23 protein-coding genes are annotated in these 24,203 nt (G+C 75.9%); 7 read left to right on the top strand and 16 right to left on the bottom strand.

Annotated features, from left to right (window positions below):
* Positions 1-201: 201 nt before the first annotated feature.
* The gene (locus AC07VC_RS03905) at positions 202-1,590 is read right to left on the bottom strand and encodes an MFS transporter (protein WP_494676096.1); all 1,389 of its coding nucleotides are present in this window, start codon (positions 1,588-1,590) and stop codon (positions 202-204) included.
* A gap of 145 nt (positions 1,591-1,735) precedes the next feature.
* Positions 1,736-2,716 carry a trypsin-like serine peptidase gene (locus AC07VC_RS03910; RefSeq protein WP_494676095.1) on the bottom strand — a complete coding sequence of 327 codons (981 nt, stop codon included), beginning with the start codon at positions 2,714-2,716 and terminating at the stop codon, positions 1,736-1,738.
* Positions 2,717-3,023: 307 nt separating this feature from the next.
* Between AC07VC_RS03910 and AC07VC_RS03915 the strand changes: the two genes are divergently transcribed.
* From AC07VC_RS03915 to AC07VC_RS03930, 4 genes are all read left to right on the top strand, one after another.
* Positions 3,024-4,394, top strand: a complete 1,371-nt coding sequence (locus tag AC07VC_RS03915) for an LLM class flavin-dependent oxidoreductase (RefSeq protein ID WP_494676094.1) — start codon at positions 3,024-3,026, stop codon at positions 4,392-4,394.
* Positions 4,391-5,623 carry an acyl-CoA dehydrogenase family protein gene (locus tag AC07VC_RS03920; RefSeq protein ID WP_494676093.1) on the top strand — a complete coding sequence of 411 codons (1,233 nt, stop codon included), beginning with the start codon at positions 4,391-4,393 and terminating at the stop codon, positions 5,621-5,623. The genes AC07VC_RS03915 and AC07VC_RS03920 overlap by 4 nt, the downstream gene beginning before the upstream one ends.
* A gap of 109 nt (positions 5,624-5,732) precedes the next feature.
* Positions 5,733-6,896, top strand: a complete 1,164-nt coding sequence (locus AC07VC_RS03925) for a hypothetical protein (protein ID WP_494676092.1) — start codon at positions 5,733-5,735, stop codon at positions 6,894-6,896.
* Complete coding sequence (locus AC07VC_RS03930; protein ID WP_494676091.1) at positions 6,893-7,993, top strand: hypothetical protein; 1,101 nt, start codon at positions 6,893-6,895, stop codon at positions 7,991-7,993. The genes AC07VC_RS03925 and AC07VC_RS03930 overlap by 4 nt, the downstream gene beginning before the upstream one ends.
* Positions 7,994-7,999: 6 nt before the next feature.
* Here the strand turns inward: AC07VC_RS03930 and AC07VC_RS03935 are convergent, their stop codons facing one another.
* Positions 8,000-8,527 (bottom strand): DinB family protein, encoded by a 528-nt coding sequence (locus tag AC07VC_RS03935; RefSeq protein WP_494676090.1) that lies wholly within the window; start codon positions 8,525-8,527, stop codon positions 8,000-8,002.
* 98 nt (positions 8,528-8,625) lie between these two features.
* Here AC07VC_RS03935 and AC07VC_RS03940 point away from each other — a divergent pair, with 98 nt between their 5' ends.
* Entirely contained in the window at positions 8,626-9,111 is a 486-nt protein-coding gene (locus tag AC07VC_RS03940; RefSeq protein WP_494676089.1) for a DoxX family protein, read from the top strand.
* Positions 9,112-9,157: 46 nt separating this feature from the next.
* Here the strand turns inward: AC07VC_RS03940 and AC07VC_RS03945 are convergent, their stop codons facing one another.
* The 12 genes from AC07VC_RS03945 to AC07VC_RS04000 all read right to left on the bottom strand — a co-directional run bounded on the left by AC07VC_RS03945 (position 9,158) and on the right by AC07VC_RS04000 (position 20,940).
* Positions 9,158-9,397, bottom strand: a complete 240-nt coding sequence (locus AC07VC_RS03945; protein WP_494676088.1) for a PLDc N-terminal domain-containing protein — start codon at positions 9,395-9,397, stop codon at positions 9,158-9,160.
* 31 nt (positions 9,398-9,428) lie between these two features.
* Positions 9,429-10,664, bottom strand: coding sequence for an amidohydrolase (locus AC07VC_RS03950; protein ID WP_494676087.1), 1,236 nt, complete (start codon positions 10,662-10,664; stop codon positions 9,429-9,431).
* 78 nt (positions 10,665-10,742) lie between these two features.
* Positions 10,743-11,384 carry a PepSY domain-containing protein gene (locus AC07VC_RS03955; protein WP_494676086.1) on the bottom strand — a complete coding sequence of 214 codons (642 nt, stop codon included), beginning with the start codon at positions 11,382-11,384 and terminating at the stop codon, positions 10,743-10,745.
* A 94-nt stretch (positions 11,385-11,478) separates the two neighbouring features.
* Positions 11,479-12,822, bottom strand: a complete 1,344-nt coding sequence (locus AC07VC_RS03960; protein ID WP_494676085.1) for an ATP-binding protein — start codon at positions 12,820-12,822, stop codon at positions 11,479-11,481.
* A complete protein-coding gene (locus tag AC07VC_RS03965) occupies positions 12,815-13,492 on the bottom strand; it encodes a response regulator transcription factor (protein WP_317231186.1) in 678 nt (225 codons plus the stop codon). Before AC07VC_RS03965 ends, AC07VC_RS03960 begins: the two co-directional genes overlap by 8 nt.
* 76 nt (positions 13,493-13,568) lie before the next feature.
* Complete coding sequence (locus AC07VC_RS03970; protein WP_494676084.1) at positions 13,569-15,056, bottom strand: threonine/serine exporter family protein; 1,488 nt, start codon at positions 15,054-15,056, stop codon at positions 13,569-13,571.
* 250 nt (positions 15,057-15,306) lie between these two features.
* A complete protein-coding gene (locus AC07VC_RS03975) occupies positions 15,307-16,230 on the bottom strand; it encodes a dienelactone hydrolase family protein (RefSeq protein WP_317231115.1) in 924 nt (307 codons plus the stop codon).
* 217 nt (positions 16,231-16,447) lie between these two features.
* Positions 16,448-17,107, bottom strand: a complete 660-nt coding sequence (locus AC07VC_RS03980) for a VOC family protein (protein WP_494676083.1) — start codon at positions 17,105-17,107, stop codon at positions 16,448-16,450.
* Between the two features lie 33 nt (positions 17,108-17,140).
* The gene (locus AC07VC_RS03985; protein ID WP_494676082.1) at positions 17,141-18,211 is read right to left on the bottom strand and encodes a DUF418 domain-containing protein; all 1,071 of its coding nucleotides are present in this window, start codon (positions 18,209-18,211) and stop codon (positions 17,141-17,143) included.
* Between the two features lie 173 nt (positions 18,212-18,384).
* Positions 18,385-19,029, bottom strand: coding sequence for a response regulator (locus AC07VC_RS03990; protein ID WP_104290812.1), 645 nt, complete (start codon positions 19,027-19,029; stop codon positions 18,385-18,387).
* A complete protein-coding gene (locus tag AC07VC_RS03995; RefSeq protein WP_494676081.1) occupies positions 19,026-20,237 on the bottom strand; it encodes a sensor histidine kinase in 1,212 nt (403 codons plus the stop codon). Before AC07VC_RS03995 ends, AC07VC_RS03990 begins: the two co-directional genes overlap by 4 nt.
* An 82-nt stretch (positions 20,238-20,319) precedes the next feature.
* The gene (locus AC07VC_RS04000) at positions 20,320-20,940 is read right to left on the bottom strand and encodes a (deoxy)nucleoside triphosphate pyrophosphohydrolase (protein ID WP_494676080.1); all 621 of its coding nucleotides are present in this window, start codon (positions 20,938-20,940) and stop codon (positions 20,320-20,322) included.
* 153 nt (positions 20,941-21,093) lie between these two features.
* On the opposite strand from AC07VC_RS04000, the gene AC07VC_RS04005 reads away from it, so the two are divergent.
* Positions 21,094-21,441 (top strand): LysR family transcriptional regulator, encoded by a 348-nt coding sequence (locus AC07VC_RS04005; protein WP_317230515.1) that lies wholly within the window; start codon positions 21,094-21,096, stop codon positions 21,439-21,441.
* Positions 21,442-21,476: 35 nt separating this feature from the next.
* Here the strand turns inward: AC07VC_RS04005 and AC07VC_RS04010 are convergent, their stop codons facing one another.
* On the bottom strand, positions 21,477-22,313 hold the full coding sequence (locus AC07VC_RS04010) for an alpha/beta fold hydrolase (protein WP_494676079.1): 837 nt from the start codon (positions 22,311-22,313) through the stop codon (positions 21,477-21,479).
* Between the two features lie 124 nt (positions 22,314-22,437).
* Here AC07VC_RS04010 and AC07VC_RS04015 point away from each other — a divergent pair, with 124 nt between their 5' ends.
* Positions 22,438-24,153 (top strand): AMP-binding protein, encoded by a 1,716-nt coding sequence (locus tag AC07VC_RS04015; protein ID WP_494676078.1) that lies wholly within the window; start codon positions 22,438-22,440, stop codon positions 24,151-24,153.
* Positions 24,154-24,203: the final 50 nt, after the last annotated feature.

Genomic DNA, 24,203 nt, shown 5'->3' on the forward strand with positions numbered 1-24,203 from the left:
CCGTGGACGCCACCGTAGGGAGATCCGGCACGCGGTGCTCGGCGGACGCACAGCCGGCGGACGCGCGGACGGCGCGGACGGCGAGGACAGCCCGGACGACGTGGAGGGCCCGAACGGCGCGGAGGGCACCCACGACGCGGAGGGCGCGGCCGGACGGGAGCGCGCTCCCCGTCCGCCCGCGCCCACGCGGCGCTCCGCGGCTCAGCCGTCGCGTCGCGCCGCGATCGCCTCCCGCGCCGGGTCCTTCGCCGCGAGCGCGGCCGCGATGGTGAGCACCGCGTAGAGCCCGATGTACGCGCAGAGGATCCACGGCGATCCGCCGCCCCACTGCAGGAACAGCACCGCGAGCAGCGGCGTGAGGCCGACGGAGAAGATGCTGCCCACCTGGTAGCCGAGCGAGACGCCGCTGTAGCGGACGCCCGTCGGGAACTGCTCGGCGAACCACGCGGCCTGGGGCCCGTAGATCGAGTCGTGGAACACGTTCATGCCGAGGGCGAAGACGAGCGGCAGGAGCAGCAGCGGGCCGGAGTCGAGGAACGCGAAGAACGGCCAGATGAGGATCCCGATGCCGGCGGCGCTCGCGATGGTCAGGCGGCGGCGGCCGACCCGGTCGGAGATCCAGCCCCAGAGCGGCGTGGTCAGCACGCTGAGCGCCGAGACGATGAGCACCGACGTGAGGGCGACGCCCGAGTCGCCGCGCTTCGCGGCCAGGTAGGAGAGCGTGTAGACGGTGAGGATCGAGTAGAGCGCCGGCTGCACGAGGCGGAGGCCCGCCGTGATGAGCACGGCCCGCGGGTGCTGCCGGAGCACCACGCCGAGCGGGAAGCGCTCCACCTTCCCCGACGCCTTGATCTCGGCGAACTCGGCGGCGTCCTCCACGCGGAGGCGGATCACGAGGCCGACGCCCACGAGCACGGCGCTGAGGAGGAACGGCAGCCGCCAGCCCCAGGCGAGGAACTGCTCCTCGCCGAGCGTGAAGCGGGTCGCGGCGAAGACGCCGGTCGCGAGGAGCATGCCGCCCGCGGATCCCATCTGCGTGAACGCGCCGAAGAGGCCGCGGCGGTGGGCGGGGGCGTGCTCGACGGACAGCAGGGCGGACCCGCCCCACTCGGCGCCCGCCGCGATGCCCTGCACGAGCCGCAGGAGCACGAGGCCGACGACGCTCGCGAGCCCGATGGTGGCGTAGGTCGGCAGCACCCCGATGAGGGTCGAGGCGACGCCCATCAGCACGAGCGAGTAGACGAGCATGCGCTTGCGGCCGATGCGGTCGCCGAGGTGCCCGGCGACGATGCCGCCGATGGGGCGCGCGAGGAACCCGACGCCGTACGCGGCGAACGAGGAGAGGAGCGCGACGGCGGGCGTCTGGTTCGGGAAGAACTGGCTGCCGAACACGAGCGCGGACGCCGTGGCGTAGAGGTAGAAGTCGTAGTACTCGACGGTGGTGCCGACGAACGCCGCGGTCAGGACGCGGCGGCGGCGACGGGCGACGTCGGCGGGGGCCTCGGGGCCGGATCCGGCGGGATCGGCACCTCCGGTCGGGGCGGTCGGGGCGGTCGACGCGGCGGATGCGGCGGGCGGTGCGGTGGTCATGCGGTCTCCAGCGGTGCGGCTGCGGTGCAGGGGGAGGCCGGGCGGGGATCCGCCCGGGTGCCGCCCACCGTGCCCGTGTTCCCGCACGGGAGGAAGGGGCACGGTCACGGTGCGTAACGCGCGCCGTGACCGTGCGGACCTGCGCTCAGGTGGCGATGGCCGCCGTCAGGTCGTACGCCGAGCGCTCCGGCGCCTGCCACGCCGGGCCGTCGCAGTGGAAGGCGTCGCCATCGGCCATGTCGGTGAACTGCGTGCCCTCGGGGCCGTCGCCGAGGAACAGCGGACCCCCGGAGACGCCCGGCGTCATGTCGCACAGGAAGCCGACCTTGCCGGGACCCTCCGCGGTCGTGGTGCCCTGGCAGCGGGTGAGGGACGAGCCGTCGTAGGGCGGGAGGGACGGGTAGCCGTAGCCAGACGCCCGCTGGACGCGCGCGGCGTCGAAGGCGACGGGCGAGGCGCCGGTCACGGACTGGATGTCCCGGCCCGCCGCATCGCGTCCCACGGCGAGGAAGGCCGCGTCGTCGTCCTGGTCGTCCTGCGCGTACCACCGCGTGGGCACGTTCCCGCCGACGACGGGCCAGGAGCCGAGCGCGGACGCGCCGGAGTCGTACCCGGGGAAGAACACCAGCTGGGTCGCGAAGTAGCGGTGCTCGCTGACGCAGTGGCCGGCCGTGGCGATCGTCGACCGGTTGCCCGCGCGCACGACGTTGGCCGAGCAGGAGAAGCCGCCCACGTCGTCGACACCGAAGAGCCGGCCGATGTGCGGCACGGGGGCGACGCGCTGGCCGCGCCCCGCGGTCTGCGCGGCGGACGTCGCGACGGATCCCGACGCGGGGAGAGCGACCGCCGGGGCGGACGCCTCGGCCGGGTTCCCGCGCTCGATGGCGGCCGCGAGGCGCTCCGGCGTCCAGTAGGCGAGCGCCGCGGCGGCGGCACCCGGGGCGACCACGAGACGCGACGACGGCGTGGCGGTGGCGGAGTCGGCGGTCGCGGTCGCGGTCGCGGCGGCCCGGGCGGGCTCCGAGTCGACGACCGCGGGGGCGGAGCCGAGGAGGGCGGCACCGAGGGCGACCACGGCGACTAGCGCGGCGCGTCGCGGCGGGACGGGTGAGGGGCGAGGGGGCATGGGATTCCTTCGAGGACGGCCACGAGCGTGGCGGAGTCCGGCCCGGACGGATGCCGGAGCCGGTGGATGCGCGCCGTGGCCCCGGGAGATGCCCGGCGGGGTCGCGACGGGGCCGACGGTAGCCGCGCACCCGGATGCCCGGGCGGACGGCGCACACCCGACCGCCGTCGGCACCCGCGGAGGCCGGCGCTCCCGGAGCGGAGGGCCGGCGCCCCGGGCCCTCGGCCGGCACATGACGGAGCGCTACGCCCGCTCGGCCCGGGACTCCCCACCCGTGCGACGCTGGAGACCCGACGAGAGGACCTCCATGCCCGACGCCCGGCCCCCGCTCCGCTTCGCGGCCTTCGTGATGAACACCGCCAGCCACATCCAGCACGGGCTGTGGCGGCACCCCGAGGCGCGCCAGCACGAGTTCGACGACGTCCGCCTGTGGGTCGACCTCGCGAGGACGCTCGAGCGCGGCCGCTTCGACGCCATGTTCTTCGCCGACGTGGTGGGCCTCTACGGACCGGGCGACGGCGCCTACGACGTGAACGCGCGCGAGGGCCTGCAGTTCCCGAGCAACGACCCCTCCGTGCTGATCTCCGCGCTCGCCGTGAGCACCGAGCACCTCGGCTTCGCGTTCACGAGCTCCGTGCTGCAGGCGCACCCGTTCGACTTCGCCCGCAAGGTGTCGACGCTCGACCACATCTCGAACGGGCGCATCGCCTGGAACGTCGTGACGAGCGCGCTCGACGGCGCCGCCCGCAACTTCGGGCACGACGGCCTCGAGGACCACGACGCCCGCTACGCCTGGGCCGACGAGTACCTCGACGTCGTCTACAAGCTCTGGGAGGGCTCGTGGGACGACGACGCGCTCCAGCGCGACAAGGAGCGGGGCGTGTTCTCGGACGCGTCGCGCATCCACCGGATCGACCACGAGGGGCCGCGCTACCGGGTCGCGGGCCCGCACCTGTCCTCGCCGTCGCCGCAGCGCACGCCCGTGCTCTTCCAGGCCGGGTCCTCGCCCGTCGGCCGGCGCTTCGCGGCCCGGAACGCGGAGGCGCAGTTCATCCTGTCGTCCACGCCCGAGAAGACCCGCGCCCTCATCGAGGACACCCGGGCGCTCGCCGTGGACGCCGGCCGCCGGGCGGACGACCTCTCCTTCTGGCTCGGCCTCTCCTTCATCACGGGCAGCACCGAGGAGGAGGCGAAGCGCAACGAGGCCGAGATCGACGAGTACCTGAGCGCCGACGGCTTCCTCCTGCACTCCAACCTCGGCTTCGACCCGAGGACGGGCGAGCAGCTGGATCCGGCCACCCCGCTCTCGCAGGTCGAGACGCAGGCCGGGCAGAGCCACCTGAACTGGCTGCGGGAGGCGTCGCCCGACCGGGAGCCGACCATCGCCGACCTCGCCCGGCTCTCCGCGAAGCTGCGCGGCCGCGTCGTGGGCACGCCGGAGCAGATCGCCGACGTGCTCGCGGGCTGGCAGGAGGCGGGCGTCGACGGCATCAACGTCATCAACTGGACCCTGCCGGGCAGCTACGAGGACTTCGTCGACCACATCACGCCGGTGCTCCAGGAGCGCGGGCTGCAGCAGCGCGAGTACGAGCCCGGCACGCTCCGACACAAGCTCACCGGGCGCGACCGGCTGCCGGACAGCCACCCCGCGGCGGCGTACCGCGGCGCGTTCTCGTGACCGCCGGCGGGCCGGCCACCGCCGAGCTGCGGGCCGCGTTCCAGCCCCTGTTCGACCGGATCCGGGCGGGCGCCGTCGGCCGCGAACGCGACCGGGAGCTCGCGTTCGACGCGGTGGCGCTCCTCCGCGAGGCCCGCTTCGGCGCGCTCCGGCTCCCCGTCGCGGACGGCGGGCACGGCGCGTCCCTCGCGCAGCTCGTCGAGCTCGTGATCGAGCTGTCCGCCGCCGACGCGAACGTCGGGCACCTGCTCCGCGGCCACTTCGGCTACGTCGAGCTCGTGCTCCGCCGGCCGCCCGGCGCCGCGCGCGACGCGTGGATCCGCCGCATCGCCGACGGCGCGATCGTCGGCAACGCCACGAGCGAGCAGACCGGCACGACGCTCGCCGACATCTCCACCACGCTCACCGAGCGCGACGGCCGCTGGATCCTCGACGGCACCAAGTACTACTCCACGGGCACGCTCTACTCCGACTGGATCTACCTCGCCGCCGGGCGCGCGGCGGCCGACGGCGTCGAGCGCGTGACCCTCGCGATCCCCACCGACGCCCCCGGCGTCACCGCCGTCGACGACTGGGACGCCTTCGGGCAGACCCTCACCGCGAGCGGCACCACGACCTTCGACGGCGTCGAGGTGGACCCGGCGACCGTCACCGCCTACCGGGAGGCCCCGCTCTCCCACATCCAGGCGTTCTACCAGCTCCACCTCGTGGCCGTGCTGGCGGGCATCGCCGCCGAGGTCGAGCGCGACGCCGCCGCGTACGTGCGGGGTCGGACGCGCACCTACGTCCACGCCACCGCCGCCCGCCCGGAGGACGACCCGCAGGTGCTCGAGGTCGTCGGGCGGATCTCCACGACCGCCTTCACCGTGCGCGCCGCGACGCTCGCGGCCGCGGCGCGCCTCGACGAGGCCGTCGCGACCGCGCCGCCCGGCGAGCCGCTGGAGGTCGAGCCGCTCGACTCGGCGGAGAACGCCGTCTACCAGGCGCAGGTGCACGCGGTCGAGCAGGTCCCCGCGGCCGCGACGCTGCTGTTCGAGGTCGGGGGAGCGTCCGCCACCTCCGGCGCGCGCGCCCTCGACCGGCACTGGCGGAACGCCCGCGTGGTCGCGAGCCACAACCCCGCGATCTACAAGGCCCGCGTCATCGGCGAGCGCGCCGTCTCCGGCCGCGGCTCGGTCGCCGCGTGGGAGGCCTACGGGAAGGTCGGCCCGACCGCGTTCCCGCGCTGACGGCCGCCGCCCGCCTGCCGCCCGACCTGGGGGCGCCCTCCGGTCCGGGGCGCGCCGGGGCGTCGGTACGGTGGAGGAGCGGCCGGGATGCCGCGGGACGAGGGGATCCATGACGACGCACGCGCCCAGCCGAGCCCAGCTGGACACGACCCCGCTGACCGGCCGCATCGACCGCGACGACCTCCGCCGGTTCCGCCGCGAGTTCACGGCCCGCTTCCCGGCGATCGTGTCGCCGCTCCTCGCGCTCGGCCGCATCGCGTCCGGCGTCCTCGCCGCGGTGACGATCCCGCTGGGCGGCCTCCTGCTCCTCGCCGGGCTCGGGGGCGCGCTCCTCGCGCGGCAACCGGAGGACCGCGGCGACGCCCTCGGCATGTCCGTGTTCGCCCTGCCCATGTTCGGGGCCGGGGTGTTCTTCGCGTGGCGCCTGATCCGCACCCGCCGCCGCCGGAGCACGATCCGCGCCCACTACCGCCTCGCGCGCTTCGGCCGGGTCAACGGCCTGAGCTACGCGCCCGGCCCCCTCGCGGACGCGCACATGGGCGCGGCGGCGGCCCGGGGCATGTACGTGACGCGCGTCATGCGGCCGCGCACGGCGCGCCCCGTCGAGTTCGGCAACCACGAGCTCGACCGCGGGTCGCAGGCCGCCGGGATCACGCAGTACGGCGGCTACGCGATGGTCGGGCTGCGGCGCGAGCTGCCGCACATCCGGGTGCTCTCCCACGGCACCCGCCTCCGCCGCGCCATGACGCCGACCGTGGACGTCGCGCGCTCCCAGCGCCTGGAGCTCGAGGGCGACTTCGACCGGCATGCGGCGCTCTACTGCCCGGAGGGGTACGAGCGCGACGCGCTGTACCTCTTCACCCCGGACGTCATGGCGGTGCTCGTCGACCGGGTGCGCGGCTTCGACGTGGAGATCCGCGGCGACCGCCTGCTGCTCCGCTCGCCCGCCGACATGGTGACGCTCGACCCCGACCGCTGGCACGACGTGATCGACGCGACCGCCGCGCTCATGGCGAAGGTCGACCGCTGGGAGCGCTGGCGCGACGACCGGCTGGCGTCGCTCGAGGGCGTCGAGGAGTCGGTGCTCACGGGCGCCGACCCGTCCCTCGCCGTGCCCGCGCCGGGCCGGGTCCGCCGCCGCGCGCGTCGGTCGCGCGGGGTCGCGGCGGCCGGTCGGCGGCTCCGGAACCGGCCCACGGTGGGGCTCCTCCTCCTCATCGCGCTCGCCGCGGCCTTCCTCGGCGCCGGCTTCCTGATCACCACGCTGCCGTGACGCGCGTCCGGACGCTCCCGCGGACGCGGCTCGACACGGCCGCCCTCACCGGGCGGATCCGCCGCGGCGAGCTCCGCGCGTTCCGCCGGGAGTTCCGCCGCGCGCATCCGGAGGCGGAGGGCATCGGGCCCCGGGCGCGCTCCTTCCTCATGCACTTCCTGATGTGGGACAGCGTCCTCGCGCTCGCCCTGATGGGCGCGGTCATGGCGGAGACGCTGCAGGAGGGCGCGCCCGACGCGGGCGAGCAGGCCCTGTTCCAGGGGCTCATCGGCGCGCTCTTCGCCATCCTGCTGGTCGTCTTCGGCAGCTGGGTGATCCGGTCGCGCGAGCGCCGGGGCGGCTACCGCGCGCACCTGCGGCTCGTGCGGTTCGGGGAGGCGAACGGGATGACGTACCTGCCGGGGCCGATGTCGGACGGGCACTTCGGGTCCGCGCGCCGCTACTTCGACATCACGCGCGTGATGCGGCCGACCGGCGCGCCGGGCATCGAGCTCGGCAACCACGAGATCGTCACGGCCGGCCGCCGCGAGGGGGCGCCGCGCTTCGGCGGGTACGCCATGATCCGGCTCGGCGCCGACATGCCGCACATCCGCGTCATCGCCCGCCGCGGCCTCGTCCGCCGGGCGCTCACCATGGCGTCGCGGCCCGACCGGGAGCAGCGCCTCTCGCTCGAGGGCGACTTCGACCGCCACTACGCCCTCCACTGCGAGGCCGGCAGCGAGCGCGACGCCCTGTACCTCTTCACGCCCGACGTCCTCGCGGTGCTCATCGACCGCGTGCGGGGCCTCGACGTCGAGGTGGTGGGGGACCGGCTGCTGCTCACCTCGTTCGACGACGTCGTGACGCGGGACCCGGAGCGCTGGCGCGACGTGGTCGAGGCCGTGTCCGCGCTCGCGGCGAAGGTCGACCGGTGGCAGCGCTGGCGGGCCGACCCGGCGGTGCTCCCGGCCGTGGGCCTGCCCGATCCGGGGCGCGCATCGCGTCCGCGGCCTGCACGCCGCCTGCGGATGACGCCCACGATCGGCGGCGTCATCGCGGTCGGCGTGCCGGTCCTCCTGGTCGTCGCCTGGTGGATCGCGGTCGTCGTCACGGGGTGAGGCGCGTCACTCCCCGGTGGTGCCGTCGACGAGCTCCCGGATCACGTCGACGTGCCCGGCGTGCCGCGCGGTCTCCTCGATGAGGTGCACGACGATCCAGCGGAGCGACGGCATCTCCTCGGGTGGGCCCGCGACCGCGATGTCGTCGAGGTCGTGCCGCGCGATGACCGCGTCGCTCTCGGCGCACGCCGCCTCGTAGTCCGCGAGGATCTCCGCGAGGGAGTCCGTCGGCCCGACGTCCCACTCGCCGTCCGGGTCGTCGTCCCCGCCGAAGCGCCGGTCGTAGTCGCCGGCCTCCATCGTCTCGACGGTCCACGAGCGCTCGACGTCGGCGAGGTGGCGGAGCGCGCCCGAGATCGAGGTGGCGCTCGGCAGCACGCGGCGCGCGCCGTCGGCGTCGGACAGGCCGCGGGCCTTGCGGACCACGGTGGCGCGGTTCAGGGCGAGGAAGCCGGTGAGGCATGCGCGCTCGTCGGCCCGGGGCGGGCGGGGGCGGTCGTCGGGGCCGAGGGCGTCGGCGGTGTCGCTCGTCATGGCGGGAGCCTAGGACCGGTTCCGGCACCCGGGGAAGGGCTGCGGGCGCGGGGATCCGCGTGGAGGGCGCGCGCATCCGCCGCGGTCAGACTGGGCGCATGACCTCCCGCCCCGCCTCCCGTCCGCGTGCCGAGTCCGCCGCCGATCCGCGGGTCGCCCCGGACGGCGGCCGCCGCTCCCTGCCGCGCACGCTCGCGCGGATCCTGCTCGGCCTCGTGCTGGTGCTCGCCGGCACCGGCCACCTGACCGTCGCGCGCGAGTCGTTCCAGGCCCAGGTGCCGACGTGGCTGCCCCTGGACCCGGACTTCGTCGTGCTCGCCTCCGGCGTCGTGGAGATCGCGCTGGGCCTCTCGCTCGTGCTGCTCGGCCGCTGGCGCGTCGGGGTCGGGGCCGTGGTGGCGCTGTTCTTCGTCGCGATCTTCCCCGGCAACATCTCCCAGCTCGTCACGCGCACACCGGCCTTCGGCCTGGAGACCGATGCCGCGCGCGCCATCCGCCTCGTGTTCCAGCCGCTGCTCGTGATCTGGGCGCTGTGGTCCACGGGCGCGTGGTCGGCCTGGCGGAACCGGCGCGCCCGCCGCTGACCGGGGTCGAGCGGCGGGCGCGGTCCGGCGGGGCGGACGGGGCGGGCTACGCGCCTGGTCGGAGGCGCCCGATCGTGCGCGCCGCCTCGGCGGTCCGGTGGCCGACGCCGAACCAGGCGATCGTGCCGAGCACCGGGAGCAGGACGATCGCGACGATCCAGAGGTCCCGCGCCAGCCCGCTGAGCTGCCGGTCGCGGACGACCTGCAGCAGGGCCGCGCCGACGAGGGCGACGTAGGCGAGCAGCAGCGGGAGCACGACGGCCCCGCCGATCGCGGCATCGGTCATGGGATCTCCTCCGGGTGGGTGTCGGACGGGACTAGCGCCGGGCGGTGCCGACGCGGGAGAGGATGGCGGCCGTCGCGGCCCGCACGCCCGTCTCGATCGTGCCCTCCATGGTGGGCGCGAACTGCGGCGTGTGGTTGCCCGGAGGCGGGGTCGCGCCGCCGAGCGCCTCGGGCTCGACGCCGCCGAAGGCCCAGTAGACGGTCGGCACGCCGATGGCCTCGCCGAGGATGCCGAAGTCCTCGCTGCCCATGATGGGCGGCGACTCCACCACCCGGTCGGCGCCGAGCTGCGCGGTGAGGGCCGCGACGACGCCGCGCGTCGCCTCCGGGTCGTTGCGGTTCAGCGGGAAGGACACGATCTCCTCGATCTCCGGCTCCGGCGCCCCGCTCGCGGCGGCCTCGGCCAGGATGATCCGCCGCACCGACGCCAGCACGCGCTCGCGCACGGCCACGTCGAAGGTGCGGATGCTGAGGCCGAGCACCGCGTGCTCGGGGATGATGTTCTCCTTCGTGCCCGCCTGGAACGTGCCCACGGTCACGACGGCCGCGGCCTGCGGGTCGGTCTCGCGGGCGACGACCGTCTGCAGCCGGAGCACGATCGCGCTGGCCGCGACGATCGGGTCGATGGAGTTCTGCGGCTGCGACCCGTGCGCGCCCCGGCCGCGCACGGTGACGCGCCAGGAGTCCGACATGCTCATGAACGCGCCCTCGCGGGTCGCGACCATGCCGACGGGGAGCGGGAACACGTGCTGCCCGAGGACCACCTCGGGGCGCGGCGCCCGGTCCCAGAGGCCGTCGGCCAGCATGGCGCGGGCGCCCTCGCCGGTCTCCTCGCCGGGCTGGAACACGAAGACGACGGTGCCGGCCCAGGCGTCCCGGTTCGCGGCGAGGGCCTGCGCGGTGGTGAGCGCCGCCGCCACGTGGAAGTCGTGGCCGCAGCCGTGCATGGTGGGTACCTCGGTGCCGTCGCGCTGCACCCCGGTGTCGCGGCTGGCCCACGCGAGCCCGGTCTCCTCGAGGATGGGGAGCCCGTCGGTGTCCGCGCGGAACGCGACGACCGGGCCGTCGCCGTTGCGGAGGATCCCGACCACGCCGGTGCCGCCGCAGCGGGTCGTCTCCGCGCCGACCGCCTCCAGGTAGGCCTCGATCGCGGCGGCCGTCGCGTGCTCCTGCATCGACAGCTCGGGGTGCGCGTGCAGCGAGCGGAACAGCTCGTGCGCGTCGCGCACGTCGTCGTCCAGCAGGGTGACACCGGGGTGCACGTCCATCGGGGATCCTCCTCGTGGTGGGTGGCGTCCCTCGTGGGGACTGGTGGATCCAGGCTATGCCCGCTCCCCGGCCCGGCCTCAGTCGTCGGTGTCGGGGGTGCGGTCGTCGACGGACTGGCTGACGACGTCGCCGGAGCCGGCGTCGACGCGGACGCTATGGGTCACGCCCTGGGCGTCGACGACGTCGCCCTCCCAGACGACGGTGCCGCGGTCCTCGTCGAGGCCGAGCTCGGTGATCGTGCCGGCGACGGCGCCCGTCATGGCGGAGGCGGCGTCGGAGGGGGAGACGCGGGCGGCCTGCAGGAGGGCGGCGTTCTCGGCGAGGTCGTCGGCGTCGTCGGAGTCGGCGACGGGTCCCGCGGTCACGGCGGATCCGTCGGCGCCGGTGTGCACCTCGTGCTCGCGGCCGTCCTGCTCGGCGACGACGACCTCCCACGAGGTGCCGCCGGCCTCCTGGTCGACGGAGAGGAGCGCGCTGCCGGGCACGGCGGCGATGGCGGTCTCGACCGCGGCCGCGAGGGCGCCGTCGGCGGGGACCTGGGCGGATCCGTCCGTGCCGGCGGTCGGCGCGGCGGACGCGGACGACGGCACGGCGCCGGGCGCGGACGCGGGTGCGGTGCCGGCGTCCGAGCAGCCGGCGAGCGCGAGGCCGCCGAGGAGGGGGAGGGCGAGCGCCAGGGCGGCGCGGCGGAGGGTGGGGGATGCGGTGTGCGTGGTCATGCGACCACGATGCCCGGGGGCACCTTAAGCGGACCCTAAGCCCCTGTCAGGGGACGCGCAGGCTCGGCGGCGGGGTCCGCGGACGTCCGCGGGATCAGGGCGCGCCGGGACCTGCGGCGGGGAGGCGCAGCACCACCCGGGCGCCGCCGCTCGGCGCCTCCTCCACCGCGACGGATCCGCCGTGCGCCTCCGCGACCGCGCGGACGATGGCGAGGCCGAGCCCGGATCCGCCGCTCTCGCGGTCGCGGCCCTCGTCGAGGCGCACGAACCGGTCGAGGACCCGCTCCCGCTCGGCCGCCGGGATCCCGCGCCCGTCGTCGTCGACCGTGAGCACGGCGCCGTCGCGTCCGGCCGCGGTGGCGACAGACACGGTCGACGCGGCGTGCCGCGCCGCGTTGTCGGCGAGGTTGCGGACGGCGAGCGCCAGGAGCCGTGCGTCGCCGGCGACCCGGCACGCGGTGATCCCCGACGCGTCGACGCGCACGCCCGCCCGGGCCCGGAGCCGCGCGACCTCGTCGAGCGCGACGTCGTCGAGGTCCACCGGGCGGGCGTCGAGGGCGGCGTGCTCGTCGAGGCGGCTGAGCACGAGGAGCGCGTCCACGAGGTCCTGCTGCCGTCCGCCCTCCGCGAGCACCACGTCCGCCAGCTCGCCGAGGCTCGTGCGGTCGGGGTGGAGGCGGGCGAGCTCGGCGTGCTGCCGCACGGTCGCGAGCGGGGACCGCAGCTCGTGCGACGCGTCGGAGACGAAGCGCTGCTGCGCGCGGCGGGACGCGTCGAGGCGGGCGAGCATGCCGTTCAGGGTGCGCGCGAGCCGGTCGACCTCGTCGCCCGTCCCGGGCTCGTCGATGCGGCCGTCGCCCCGGGCGGAGCCGATGGCCTCGGCGTCCCGGCGGATCCGCTCCACCGGGCGGAGCGCCCGCCCGACGACGATCCACGCCAGCAGGGCGACGAGGGCGACCACGACGGGCACGGCCACGAGCAGCAGGCGGACGACCGCCGCGAGCGCGTCGTCGGCGTCCTCGAGCGGCGCGGCGACGGCGACGGTCACCCCGTCCGCGTCGTCCACCTCGTCGGACACCACGAGCCGCCGCTCGCCGTCGCGCACGACGACCCCGGACGATCCCGCCGCGGTGAGCGCGGTCCCGCCGGCGTCCTCGCCGTGGGCGAGCACGCGCCCGTCGGCGTCGAGCACCTGCACGAGGTCGTCGTCGCCGAGCCCCGTCACCGCGTCGGGCCCGCGCGCGGCGACCGTGTCGGTGATCGTCTCGAGGGTCCGCTCCGTGGCCTGCCGCACGCCGTCCTCGAGCGACGCGCGGAGCACCAGCGCGAAGGCGACGGCCCCGAGCGCCCCGAGGACGAGCGCGATGAGGGCGACCGCGGTCGTGGCGCGGACGCGGAGGGAGCGCCGGTGCCGGGACGGCCGGTGCGGGTCACGCATCGGATCCGCCCAGCCGGTAGCCCGCGCCCCGCACGGTCTCGATGGTGGTGGTGCCGTAGGGCCGGTCGAGCTTCCGGCGGAGGTGGGCGACGTACACCTCGACGATGGACGGGTCGCCCTCGAAGTCGTCGTCCCACACGTTCTGCACCACCTCGCGCTTGGAGACCACGCGGCCGGCGTTGCGGGCGAGGAACTCGAGGACCGCGAACTCGCGGCTGGTGAGGTCGATCTCCTCGCCGGCGCGCGTCGCGCGGCGGGGGCCGGGGTCGACGACGAGGTCGCCGATGCGGTGGGCGACCGGGCGGGCCGGGGCGCCGCGCCGCACGAGCGCGCGGATCCGGGCGACCAGCACGGGGAAGGAGAACGGCTTCGTGACGAAGTCGTCGGCGCCGGCCTCCAGCGCCTCCACCTCGTCCCAGTCGCCGTCCTTCGCGGTGAGGATGAGCACGGGCGTCCAGATGCCCTCCTCGCGGAGCGTCCGGCAGACGGCCCAGCCGCTGAGGCCCGGCATCATCAGGTCGAGGAGGATCGCGTCGTAGGCGTTCTCGCGCGCCCACCACAGGCCGTCGACGCCGTCGTGCGCGACGTCCACCGCGAAGCCCTCGGCCTGCAGCCCGCGGCGGATGCCGTCCGCGAGGCGCCGCTCGTCGTCCACCACGAGGATCCTCATCGGACCACCGTGGCAGACGCGCCGGGGAGCCCGGTGCACGTCGGGCGGCGGTCGGCCGGGTCCGCGGACCCGGCCGTCAGCTCCCGTCGGGCGCGCGGCCCGCGCTGGGATCGGCGGGCGCCGGCTGGCCGGGCGCCGCATCGCCGCGGGACGGGTCGCCGAGCGACGGGTGCGCGAGCGCCGGGTCGCGGACGACGCCGATCGGGGTCGTGTCCAGCCGGACGGAGCGGACGACCACCCGCTTGGAGCGGCGGCGGAGGTGGCGCCGGGCCTGCGGCGTGGCCAGCAGGCTCCCGAGCACGAGGCCCGCGCCGATGGCGAGCGTCGTCGCCATCGCGCCGACGAAGGCGCCCGTCGCCCCGGACGTGCCCGCCATCGAGTTGAGGAGCGCCGACGCGACCGCGAGGGAGGGCAGCAGGGACCCGCAGAAGGCGGGGACCGCGATCGCCGTGGCCGACACCCGGAGGCGCGCCGCCACCACCGTCCCGAGGGCCCCGAGCAGGGTCGCGACCAGGAACGTGCCCGCCAGCAGCGGCACCCCGAGGAGCTTCAGCGTCCACAGCGAGACCGTGCCGACGAGCGCGACGGCGATGGCGACGGGCATCACGCGCGCGTTGGCGCCCTGCGTGATTCCGGTCGCGCCCGCGGCGAAGAACGTGGTGATGAGCAGCATCCACAGCGGGAGCGCCCGCAGCGTGATGTCGGTCGGGTCGACCTCGATGGCGACGCCGGCGGTGACCGCGAGCCCGCCCGGGATGCCGACGGCGATGCCCGCGACGATGAGCACGATGATCATCGCCCGCGACACCGCCATGGCCCGGAAGCCCGAGATGGCGTCCTGGGCCCAGGTGACGATGGTGACGTGGGGGAGGATCAGCACCACCACGGCGGCGACCATCGCGGCGGCACTCCCCGCGGGCAGCAGCCCCCACCAGATCGCGAGGGTGCCGAGCGCGGCCACCCCCGCCGACTGCAGGGCGACCACGAAGAAGGGCGGGATGCCGCGGCGCGACAGCTGCCGGCCGAGGACCATCACGCCGACCATGAGCAGGAAGGCGCCGAGCGCGCCGGGCACGGTGCCGCCGGCCTGCAGCGAGACGGAGACTCCGAAGAGGCCCATGGCCGCGTCGGTGATCCACGACGGCCACCGCGGCGGCGACCGCAGCACGTCGACGAGGCCGTCCACGGCGCTCGTCATGTCGCGGTCGTCGTGGAGCAGCTCGTCGACGATCTGGTAGACGAGCGACAGCCGGTGCAGGTCGCTGCCCTCCGCGGTGACCACGCGCAGCTTCACGAGCGGCGGCCCCTCGAGGGGCGCGTACTGGATGGTGATGGCCGTGCCCGTGATGTCGAGCTCCAGCGGCGCCAGGTTCCACTTGGTGCTGACCGCCACGATCGCGATCTCCACGGCGCGCACGTCGGCGCCGGAGGCGAGCATCACCTCGCCGAGGTCGAGGCAGAAGTCGACGATCTGGCTCGGGGAGTAGAGGTCGCCGAGGCGGCCGTGCGCGGGCTCGGTGCCCTCGTAGATGGTGCCGCGGAGGCGGGCGCGGACGTCGCGCATCTCCTGCGGGTTGACGCGGCGGCGGCGCTGGCGCGGCGGGCGCGCGGCACCCGGATCCCTGCGGGGGCGACGCGGGTCCGCGGGGGGCGGGGTGGTGCTCAGCGCGATCAGCGCTCCGTTCGGTGGCCGGCCCGCGGTGTGCGGGGGCGGATGGTGGATCCCCTCCACCCTAGGTCCCGGACCCCGCACGCGCGCGCGGCGCCCGACCCGGAGGTCGGACGCCGCGGACGGTCGGCTGCTGCCGTGCGGGTCAGCGCCGGCGCGGGCCGTCGCAGGTGCTGGTCGACTCGCTGATGGGACCCGTCGGCGTCACCGCGGGGGCCGGGCAGATGAACTTGCCGTAGGCGCCGTTCCCGTCCAGGTAGCGCTTGAGGAACGCGGTCGCCGCGACGCGGATGGTCCCGTTCGGCGTGTTCTGGCCGGCCTGGTGACCGGCGCCCCGCAGCTGCAGGTACTGCTTGGGGGTGCCCTTCGGGATGGAGTCGTACATGGGCTTCACCATGGCCGTCGGGTCGGCGAGGTCGTCCTTCTGGGCCGACACCACCAGAGCCGGGGTCGTCAGGCGCGGGTAGCCGGGGGCGCCGCCGTCGGGGTCGGAGGAGAAGTCGAACGGCATGAGCGCGACCGCCGCCTTGATGGAGGGGCGGGACTGCGCGGCCTGGAGCACGCCGCCCCCGCCCATGGAGAAGCCGAGGAGGCCGACGCGGTCCTTCGAGACCACCGACTTCACCGCGCTCTTGCCGGTGAGGTAGTCGGCGGCGGCGAGCATCTGCGTGGCGCGCGCGTCGGGGGTGTCGTAGCGGTCGGGGTCGAGGGTGTCGATGGTGAGGACGACGAAGCCCTCCGCCGCGAGGTCGGTGCCGTACCAGCGCATGCCGGCCTGCGTGTCGGTGAAGCCGGGGGTGACGATGACGCTGCCGAGGACGGCGCGGCCGGTGTCGGACGGGGCGAAGATCGTGCCGCCGCCGAAGCCCAGGGACGGGCTGGCCGGGACCGTGGTGGTGGTGATCGGGTGCGTGACGTGGTGCTGCGCCGGGGCGGACGCCGTGCGGGCGTGGGCGGGATGGTGCGCAGGGGCGGCCTGGGCCGCGGTGGGCACGGCCAGCAGCGCGACGAGCGCCAGCGCGGTGAGGGCGGCGGGCCGCAGGCGCGGCGCGGAGGTGAGGACGGGCATGGGGATGCTCCTGTTCGACGTGGGGAGGGTGCGGCGAGCGCCGCGGTACGGAGACGCTAGGGGGCGTGCCGCCGGCGGTCGTCCGTTCCTCCCCAGCCCTCAAGGCGGCAGGGTCGACCCCGGCGGGCGCGCGCCGGGGGATCCTGCGGCGCGCACCGGGTCCGCCGTGCGCGGGCCGCCTATGGATGCAGGGCCTGCCCGTCGGCCGGGGACGCCGTCAGCGGATCCGCGCGCCCGGCGCGAGCACGACCTCCCGTCCGAGGCCGGCGTCGACCACCACGGGCGTCGCGGCGGCGGACTGGGTGCCCTCGGGCACCCAGGCGCGGCCGGGCGTCACGAGGATCACGAGGCCGTGCACGTCGCCCACGGCCGCGAAGCCCGGGGCGGCGAAGCCCCCGTAGGGGTGCAGGCCCGCGTCCCCCAGCGCGCGGACGGCCGCGTCCACGACGTCGACCACGACGCCGACCTCGCTGACGCCCACGACCTCGGCGGCGCGGAACGGCGCGTCCGGCCGGTCGACGGCCGGGAGCGCGCGCCGTTCGATGAGCTCGAGCACCTGCTCGTCGGGCCCACGGAAGTACACGGATCGCGAGTCCCAGGTGCCGGGTCCCGCGAACTCGTCCCGTCCGTCGACGGCGATCACGTCCGCACGCTCGCCGAGCCACTCGCGCGCCGCCCGGAACGCGCCCGTCGGGATCGTGACGGCGAGGTGGTGGGCGCCGCGGTAGCCCGGACCGTCGGTGAACGCCAGGCGCGTCGCGCCGACCTCGACCTCCACCCCCTCGGATGAGGTGCGGGTCGGGAAGCCGAGCGCCGAGTAGGCGTCGGCGACCGCGGCGGCGTCGCGGGTGGGCAGGGTCACGTGGTGGATGCGCATGCGGCGATCCCATCACCTCGAGTGCCCTCGAGGTCAAGCCGGGTCGGCGGGCCTCCGGGTGGGCCGGGTGCGCCGCAGCGGGCCCCGTCGGCCCCACGTTCCCCAGCGCCACAGCCATTCGAGCGGACCCTGCGTGCAGTGCCGGAGCCAGAGCGCGCTCACGATCGCCTGCCCGACCAGCACGGCGACGGCGGTCGCGAGCACCGGCGTCCACGAGGTCGCGTGCGGGAGGTCCAGCAGCGCTCCGGCGGCGAGCATCAGCGGTGCGGCGGCCACGTAGTTCGTGAGCGCCATCCGCCCCAGCGGCGCGAAGGCGGCGGTCAGGGGACGGGCCGCCCGGGTCGTCATGAGCCACGACACGAGCGCGGCCCACGCGACGGCGAGGGCCAGTCCCGCCGCCGCCGACTCGACGCTGAAGCCCGACGCCTCGATGGTGGCCGCCTGGAGGAGGACGAGCGGCACGGCGAGCGCGGCCGCGACGAGCGTCACCGCCATCGAGCCGCGGCGCGACCGCCCGACGCGCTCGACGACGCCGTAGCGGGTGAGCGCGGAGCCCGCGAGGAACATGCCGGGGATGAGCGCGAGCCCGCCGCCGGCGCCCACGATGCCGGCCGCCGTCACGACCACCGCCGCGACGGCGACCACGGCGCGCGGCAGCCATGAGCTCGGCAGGAGGACCACGAGGCCGACGACGGCGAACGGCAGGAGCGCGGATCCGGGCTGCAGGAACTGGAACGGGATGCCGATCGCGAGCAGCAGGAGGAGCCGACGGAGGAGCACCAGCCGAGGACGGGCCGTCGTGCGCGACGCCGAGTCCAGGAGTAGCGCGAAGCCGATGCCGAACAGCAGCGCGAACACGGGGAAGAACCGCTGCTGGACGAGCAGCTGGAGCCAGCCGGCCACGGTGTCCAGGGCGGCGGGCTCGTAGAAGCCCGCCGCGGTCCCGAAGCGGGTGAGCGGGCCGATGTTGACGAGGGCGATGCCGCACAGGGCGACGCCGCGGATCACGTCGAGCGCGACGATGCGCGCACCACGGGCCGCGGGTGCGCCGGGCGGGGTCGGCGCTGCGGGGGTCGTGCGGGGATGGGGCCGGGTGCCGGTCACTGTCTGCCTCTCGGGGCGGGGCGCGCCTCTCGCGCCGTCCGCGGTCCCATGCTCGGCGCGGGCGGGTCGTGCGGGCATCGGCCGTTCGGCCGGTCTCGGGGGCGCCGAACGGGCGGCGGCAGGCCTTTCGCGGGGACGCCGCCGGGCCTCCGCCGGGCCTCCGCCGGGCGCCGTCAGGGTCGCAGCAGCCCCGAGCTCCACGCCCACGCGGCGATCTCGACGCGGTTGCGGGCGTCGAGCTTCGTCTGCACGGAGCCGAGGTGGGACTTGACCGTGCCCAGCGAGATCACGAGGTCGGCGCCGATCTCCGCGTTCGTGCGGCCGCGCCCCACGAGGGCCGCGACCTCGAGCTCGCGCGGCGTGAGCTCCGGGTGGTGGGGGCCCGAGGTGCGCGGGGCGAGGTGCTGGAGGAGGCGGACGGTCACGGACGGGCTGATGAGCTGCTCGCCCGTGTGCGCGGCCCGCACCGCCTCGACGAGGAGCCGCGCCCCCGCGTCCTTCAGCAGGAAGCCGGACGCGCCGGCCCGCAGCGCCCCGTAGACGTACTCGTCGAGGTCGAAGGTCGTGGCGACGACCACCTTCACGGGCACGCGCGCCCGCGGACCGGCGAGGAGCCGCGTGAGCTCGAGGCCGTCCATGCGTGGCATGCGGATGTCGACGATCGCGACGTCCGGGACGAGGCGCTGCGCCGCCTCCAACGCCGCGAGCCCGTCGGCGCACTCGGCGACGACCTCGATGTCGTCCTCGCCGGCGAGGATCCGCGCCACGTTGCGGAGCACGGACGGGTGGTCGTCGGCGACGAGGACGCGGATCGTCACGCGGCGCCTCCCCGGGGCAGGCGCGCGAGCACGCGCCAGGTCGGGCCGTCGTAGGGGTCGCCGCCTGCGGCCGCCGTGCCGCCTGCGGCCGCCGTGCCGCCCGCGGCCGCCGTGCCGCCCGCGGCCGTCGTGCCGCCCGCGGGGGAGGGGCCGGCCGCCACCTGGCCGCCCTCGAGCGCGGCGCGCTCGCGCATCCCGAGGAGCCCGAGGCCCGGGGAGCCGGGGACGGGATCCCCGCCCGGCACCATGCGCGGGCTCACCACCTCCACGACGAGGTCGGCGCCCTCGGCCCGCAGCGCGACGCGGATCCACCGGGCACCGGGCGCGTGGCGCGTCGCGTTGGTCACGGCCTCCTGCACGATGCGGATCGCCGTGGCGCGCACGTCGTCGGGGACGTCGGCCGGCGTGCGGTCGTCGAGGTCCGCCCGCCCTCCGGAGGCCGTCGCCTCCCAGCGCGCGAGCAGCTCGGCGAGGCCCTCCGTCGGCGTGGACGACAGCTCCGCGTCGCGCTCCACGTCCGTCGCGCGCAGGGTCCGGACCCACGCCCGCATGCTCGCCAGCGCGGCGCCGCCCGCGTCCTCCACGGCGGCGAGGTCGGCGTCGAGCGCCCCGCCGTCCGCCCCGAGGGCGCGTCGCGTCGCCTGCAGCTGCAGCACCATGCCGGTCAGGCGGTTCGTGAGGTCGTCGTGCAGGTCGCGCGCGAGCCCGTCGCGCTCCTCGCGGGTGGCGCGCTCCAGGGCGAGGCGGCGCTCCGCATCGAGGTCGCGCAGCACGGCGCCGGCGGCGAGCGCGCAGGCAGCTGCGGCCAGGAGCAGGACGGCGAAGGTCGGCGAGTCCGGCGACGCGAGCCGCAGGGGCACGCCGACGACCGCGACCACGGCCAGCGCGGTGCCGGTCCAGCCGCGGATCCCCACCGCCCGACGCGACGCTGCGGCGACCCCGACCAGGAGCACGAGGCACTCCCCGAGCCCCAGCGTGGCCGTCAGCCCGGACACGGGACCCGCGAGGAGGGACGCTCCCGTCACCGCGATCGAGGCCGCCGCCACCGCGACGGGGTGGATCCGGCCGCGCAGGGCGAGCGCTCCGAGGGCCGCCATCGCCAGGGGGACGGCGACCTGCACCGGCGAGAGGGCGAGGAGCGCGTCGAGGAGCGTGAGCCCGGCGAGGCCGAGCACGTAGGCGGCGGCCGCGGGGCGGAGGCGCCTCACCGCGTCGTCCGGCGGGGCGGCGGGCGGTCCGCTCCCCGGTGCGCGGCGGTGCAGCGGGCGTCCGCGTCGCGCGGATCCGCGCTCACCGGAGGAGGTCCTGGACGTCCCGCAGCGCCAGGCCGGCGGCGGCCGCGATCCGGTGCGCGTCGAGGCCCGCTTTCCCGGCGGCGCGGACCCCGGCCCGGAGCGCGGCGAGCGCTGCCGCGGCGTCCGCGGACAGCTCCCGCAGGCGCCCGGCGTGCCGGTCGTGCTCCGCGTCCGGCGCCGGTCGCGGGGCGGCCGGGTCGATCAGCCGGTCGGCGTCCGGGTGCCGCGTCGCGAGAACGAGGCTCCGCACGGCGGGCAGGTCCGGCGCGGACCAGTCGAGGTCGCCGAGGTCCGCGAGCGGCACCCAGCGCAGCTCGTCGTGGTCGGTGCTCGCGCTGGGCAGCGGACCGAGCGGTGCCACCCGGTAGCAGGCGAGGTCGATGACGCGATCGCCGACGGGCACCTCGGAGCGGTCGACGAGGGCGCCGACGGCCACGTCGATCCCGAGCTCCTCGCGGATCTCCCGCACGAGCGCCGCCTCGGGCCGCTCGCCGGCCTCGACCTTGCCGCCCGGGAACTCCCAGGTCCCCGCGCCCGGCTTGTGCGGCGCGCGGCGGCAGGCGAGCGCCCGCCCGTCGCGGATCATCACCGCGGCCACGACCTCGAGTCCCGCCATGCCGTGCCCCCTCGTCGGATCCGTCCCGGCCCCGACGCTACCGGTCGCGTCGGGCGTCCTCCCGCGCCCGGGCGCGGCCCGCACGGCCGGGGCCGGCCGTGCCCGGCCTGTACCGTGGGGGATCCGGCATCCGCCGCGACGAGAGGCACCACCGTGAAGATCAGCCACCAGCGTCACTTCGTGGTCGCGGCCGAGGTGCTGCACCTGCCGAAGGCCGCGGATCAGCTCGGCATCTCGCGCGCGAAGCTCGCCTCGTCCATCCGCGCCGTCGAGGAGCACTACGGCAGGGCCGTCTTCGACCCGCAGGCCACCGAGACGCGGCTGACGAAGACGGGCCGCCTCGCCTACGAGGAGGCGCTCGAGGAGCTCGCGAAGCCGTCCACCCCGCCCGAGGCGCCGAAGCCGCCCGCCGGCGGGAAGGCGAAGGCGTCCAAGGGCCAGGGCCGCGCGCCGGTGGTGAAGGGGCAGCCGAAGCCCTACAAGCGCACGCAGGGGCGCTGACCCGACCGGATTAGCGCCCCTGCGGGTGGTGCGTCCTACTTCGCGAGGAACTCCAGAACCACGCGGTTCCACTCCTCGGGGTGGCTCACCGTGACGCCGTGGGGGGCGCCCGCGACGACGTGCAGCTCGGACCCGGCGATGGCGGCGTGCGTGCGTGCGCCGGAGCCCTCGAAGGGGACGGTGCCGTCGCCGTCCCCGTGGATGACGAGGGTCGGGACGGTGACCTTCGTCAGGTCGTCGCGGAAGTCCGTGGTCGCGAACGCGGCCATCGACGCGAGCGCCGCGTGCTTCCTCGACTGGTGCGCGAGCGCGATGGCCTCCTGGCGCTCCTGCTCGGTGACCTTTACCACCCCGTCCGCGGAGAAGAACGCGGTGGTGAATCCGTCGTAGAAGGAGTCCTCGTCCTTCGTGAGCCCCGCGGTCATCTCGGCCGCCGCGTCCTTCGTGAGCGGACCGTCCGGGTTGTCGTCGCCCTGCATCAGGTACGGCGGCACGGCGGAGGCGAACACCACGCTGTGCAGGCGCGCCTCCCCGTGCGTCCCGATGTAGCGGGCGATCTCGCCGCCGCCCATCGAGAAGCCGACGAGGGTGACGTCGACCAGGTCGAGCTGGTCGAGGAGCGCGTCGAGGTCGGAGGCGAACGTGTCGTAGTCGTAGCCCGTGAGCGGCTTGTCGCTGCGCCCGAAGCCGCGGCGGTCGTAGGTGATGACGCGGAAGCCGGCGGCCTCGAACGCGGGGACCTGCTTGCTCCAGGACTCGCCGGAGAGCGGCCAGCCGTGGATGAGCACGACGGGGCGGCCCGTGCCCCCGGTGTCGTCGACGTGCAGGTGCGTGTCCTTCAGGAGCCCGTGGTGGGCGGTGATCTCGGTCATGCTGCGGTCCTTCCCTCCGTGATGAGTTCGTGCACTACCGGTTGACTTCGGAGCCCGGCGCCGATCGGTGTGGTCCCCGGATCCCCTGCGCCCGGCTCGGAGGCGCGGGCAGCAGGATGGACCCATGCCCCCAGCCGACTCCTCCTACCGCGCCGCCCGTGACCTCCTGCAGGAGATGCGCACCGACCGGACATCCGCGGTCGAGCGCTTCCGCTGGCCGGACGTGGGCGGCTCCTTCAACTGGGCCGTCGACTGGTTCGACCGGATCGCGCGCGGGAACGACCGGGTGGCGTTGCGCGTGGTCGCCGGCGACGGATCCGAGCGCAGCCTCACCTTCGACGAGATGGCGACGCGCTCCGACCGCGTCGCGACCTGGCTCGTCGCGCAGGGCGTGCGGAAGGGCGACCACGTGATGCTCATGCTCGGGAACCGGGTGGAGCTGTGGGAGACGATGCTCGCCATCATGAAGGCGGGCGCCGTGATCCTGCCCACCTCCACGGTGCTCGGCGCCGCGGACCTCGCCGACCGGGTGGAGCGCGCCGGCGTCCGCCAGGTCATCGCCGACCTCGCGCACACGGCCGTGTTCGACGACGTGCCCGGCGGCTACGCCCGCATCGCGATCGGCGCGACGGACGCGGCGCCCGCGCCCCGCGGCTGGGCCGACTACCGCGACGCCGACCGCGCGCCCGCCGACCGGGTGGGCGTCGAGGTCGCGTCGACGGATCCCGCCCTCGTCTACTTCACCTCCGGCACCACGAGCAAGCCGAAGATGGTCGTGCACACGCACACGTCGTACCCCGTCGGGCACCTCACGACCACCTACTGGATCGGGCTCCAGCCCGGCGACGTGCACCTCGCCATCAGCTCCCCGGGCTGGGGCAAGCACGCGTGGAGCTGCTTCTTCGCGCCGTGGATCGCCGAGGCGACCGTCTTCGTGCACGACTACGCGCGCTTCGACGCGCACGCGCTCGTGGAGCAGCTCGACCGCGCCGGGGTCACCACGTTCTGCGCCCCGCCCACGGTGTGGCGCATGCTCATCCAGGCCGGGATCCGCGCGCGGCCGGGGAGGCTGCGGGAGATCGTGTCCGCCGGGGAGCCGCTGAACCCGGAGGTCATCGCGCGCATCGAGGAGTGGTGGGGGCTCGTGATCCGCGACGGCTACGGCCAGACGGAGACCACCGCCATCGTCGCGAACCCGCCCGGCGCGCCCGTCGTGCCGGGCTCCATGGGCACGGCTCTGCCGGGGGTCGACCTCGTCCTCGTGGACCCCGTCTCGGGCGAGCCCGCCGACGAGGGCGAGATCTGCCTCGACCTCGCGACCCGGCCGGTGAACCTCATGGCCGGGTACCTGGGCGACGACGCCCGGACGGACGAGTCGATGCGCGACGGGTACTTCCACACGGGCGACGTGGCCCGGCGGGACGCGGACGGCTCCATCACCTTCATCGGGCGCACCGACGACATCTTCAAGTCCTCCGACTACAAGGTGTCGCCCTTCGAGGTCGAGAGCGTGCTCCTCGAGCACCCGGCGGTCGCGGAGGCCGCGGTCGTCGGCGCCCCGGACCCCGTGCGGCTCAACGTCGCGAAGGCGTACGTGCACCTCGCGGCCGGATGGGAGCCGGGCGCGGAGACGGCCCTCGCCGTGCTGCGGCACGCGCGCGAGCGGTGCCCCGCGTTCATGCGGGTGCGCCGCGTCGAGTTCGGGGAGCTGCCGAAGACCGCGTCGGGGAAGATCCGCCGGGTCGAGCTGCGGCAGCGCGAGGTCCGCGCGGCCGACGCGGGGGAGCGCCTCGCGGGCGAGTGGCGCGACGACGGGTTCGAGGGCCTGCGCGCGCGGTGAGGGCGGTCTCCCACCCGGCCGGCGGCCGGTAGCATCCCGTCATGCGCCTC

The organism is Clavibacter sp. GW821-FHT01D01, from assembly GCF_059422605.1.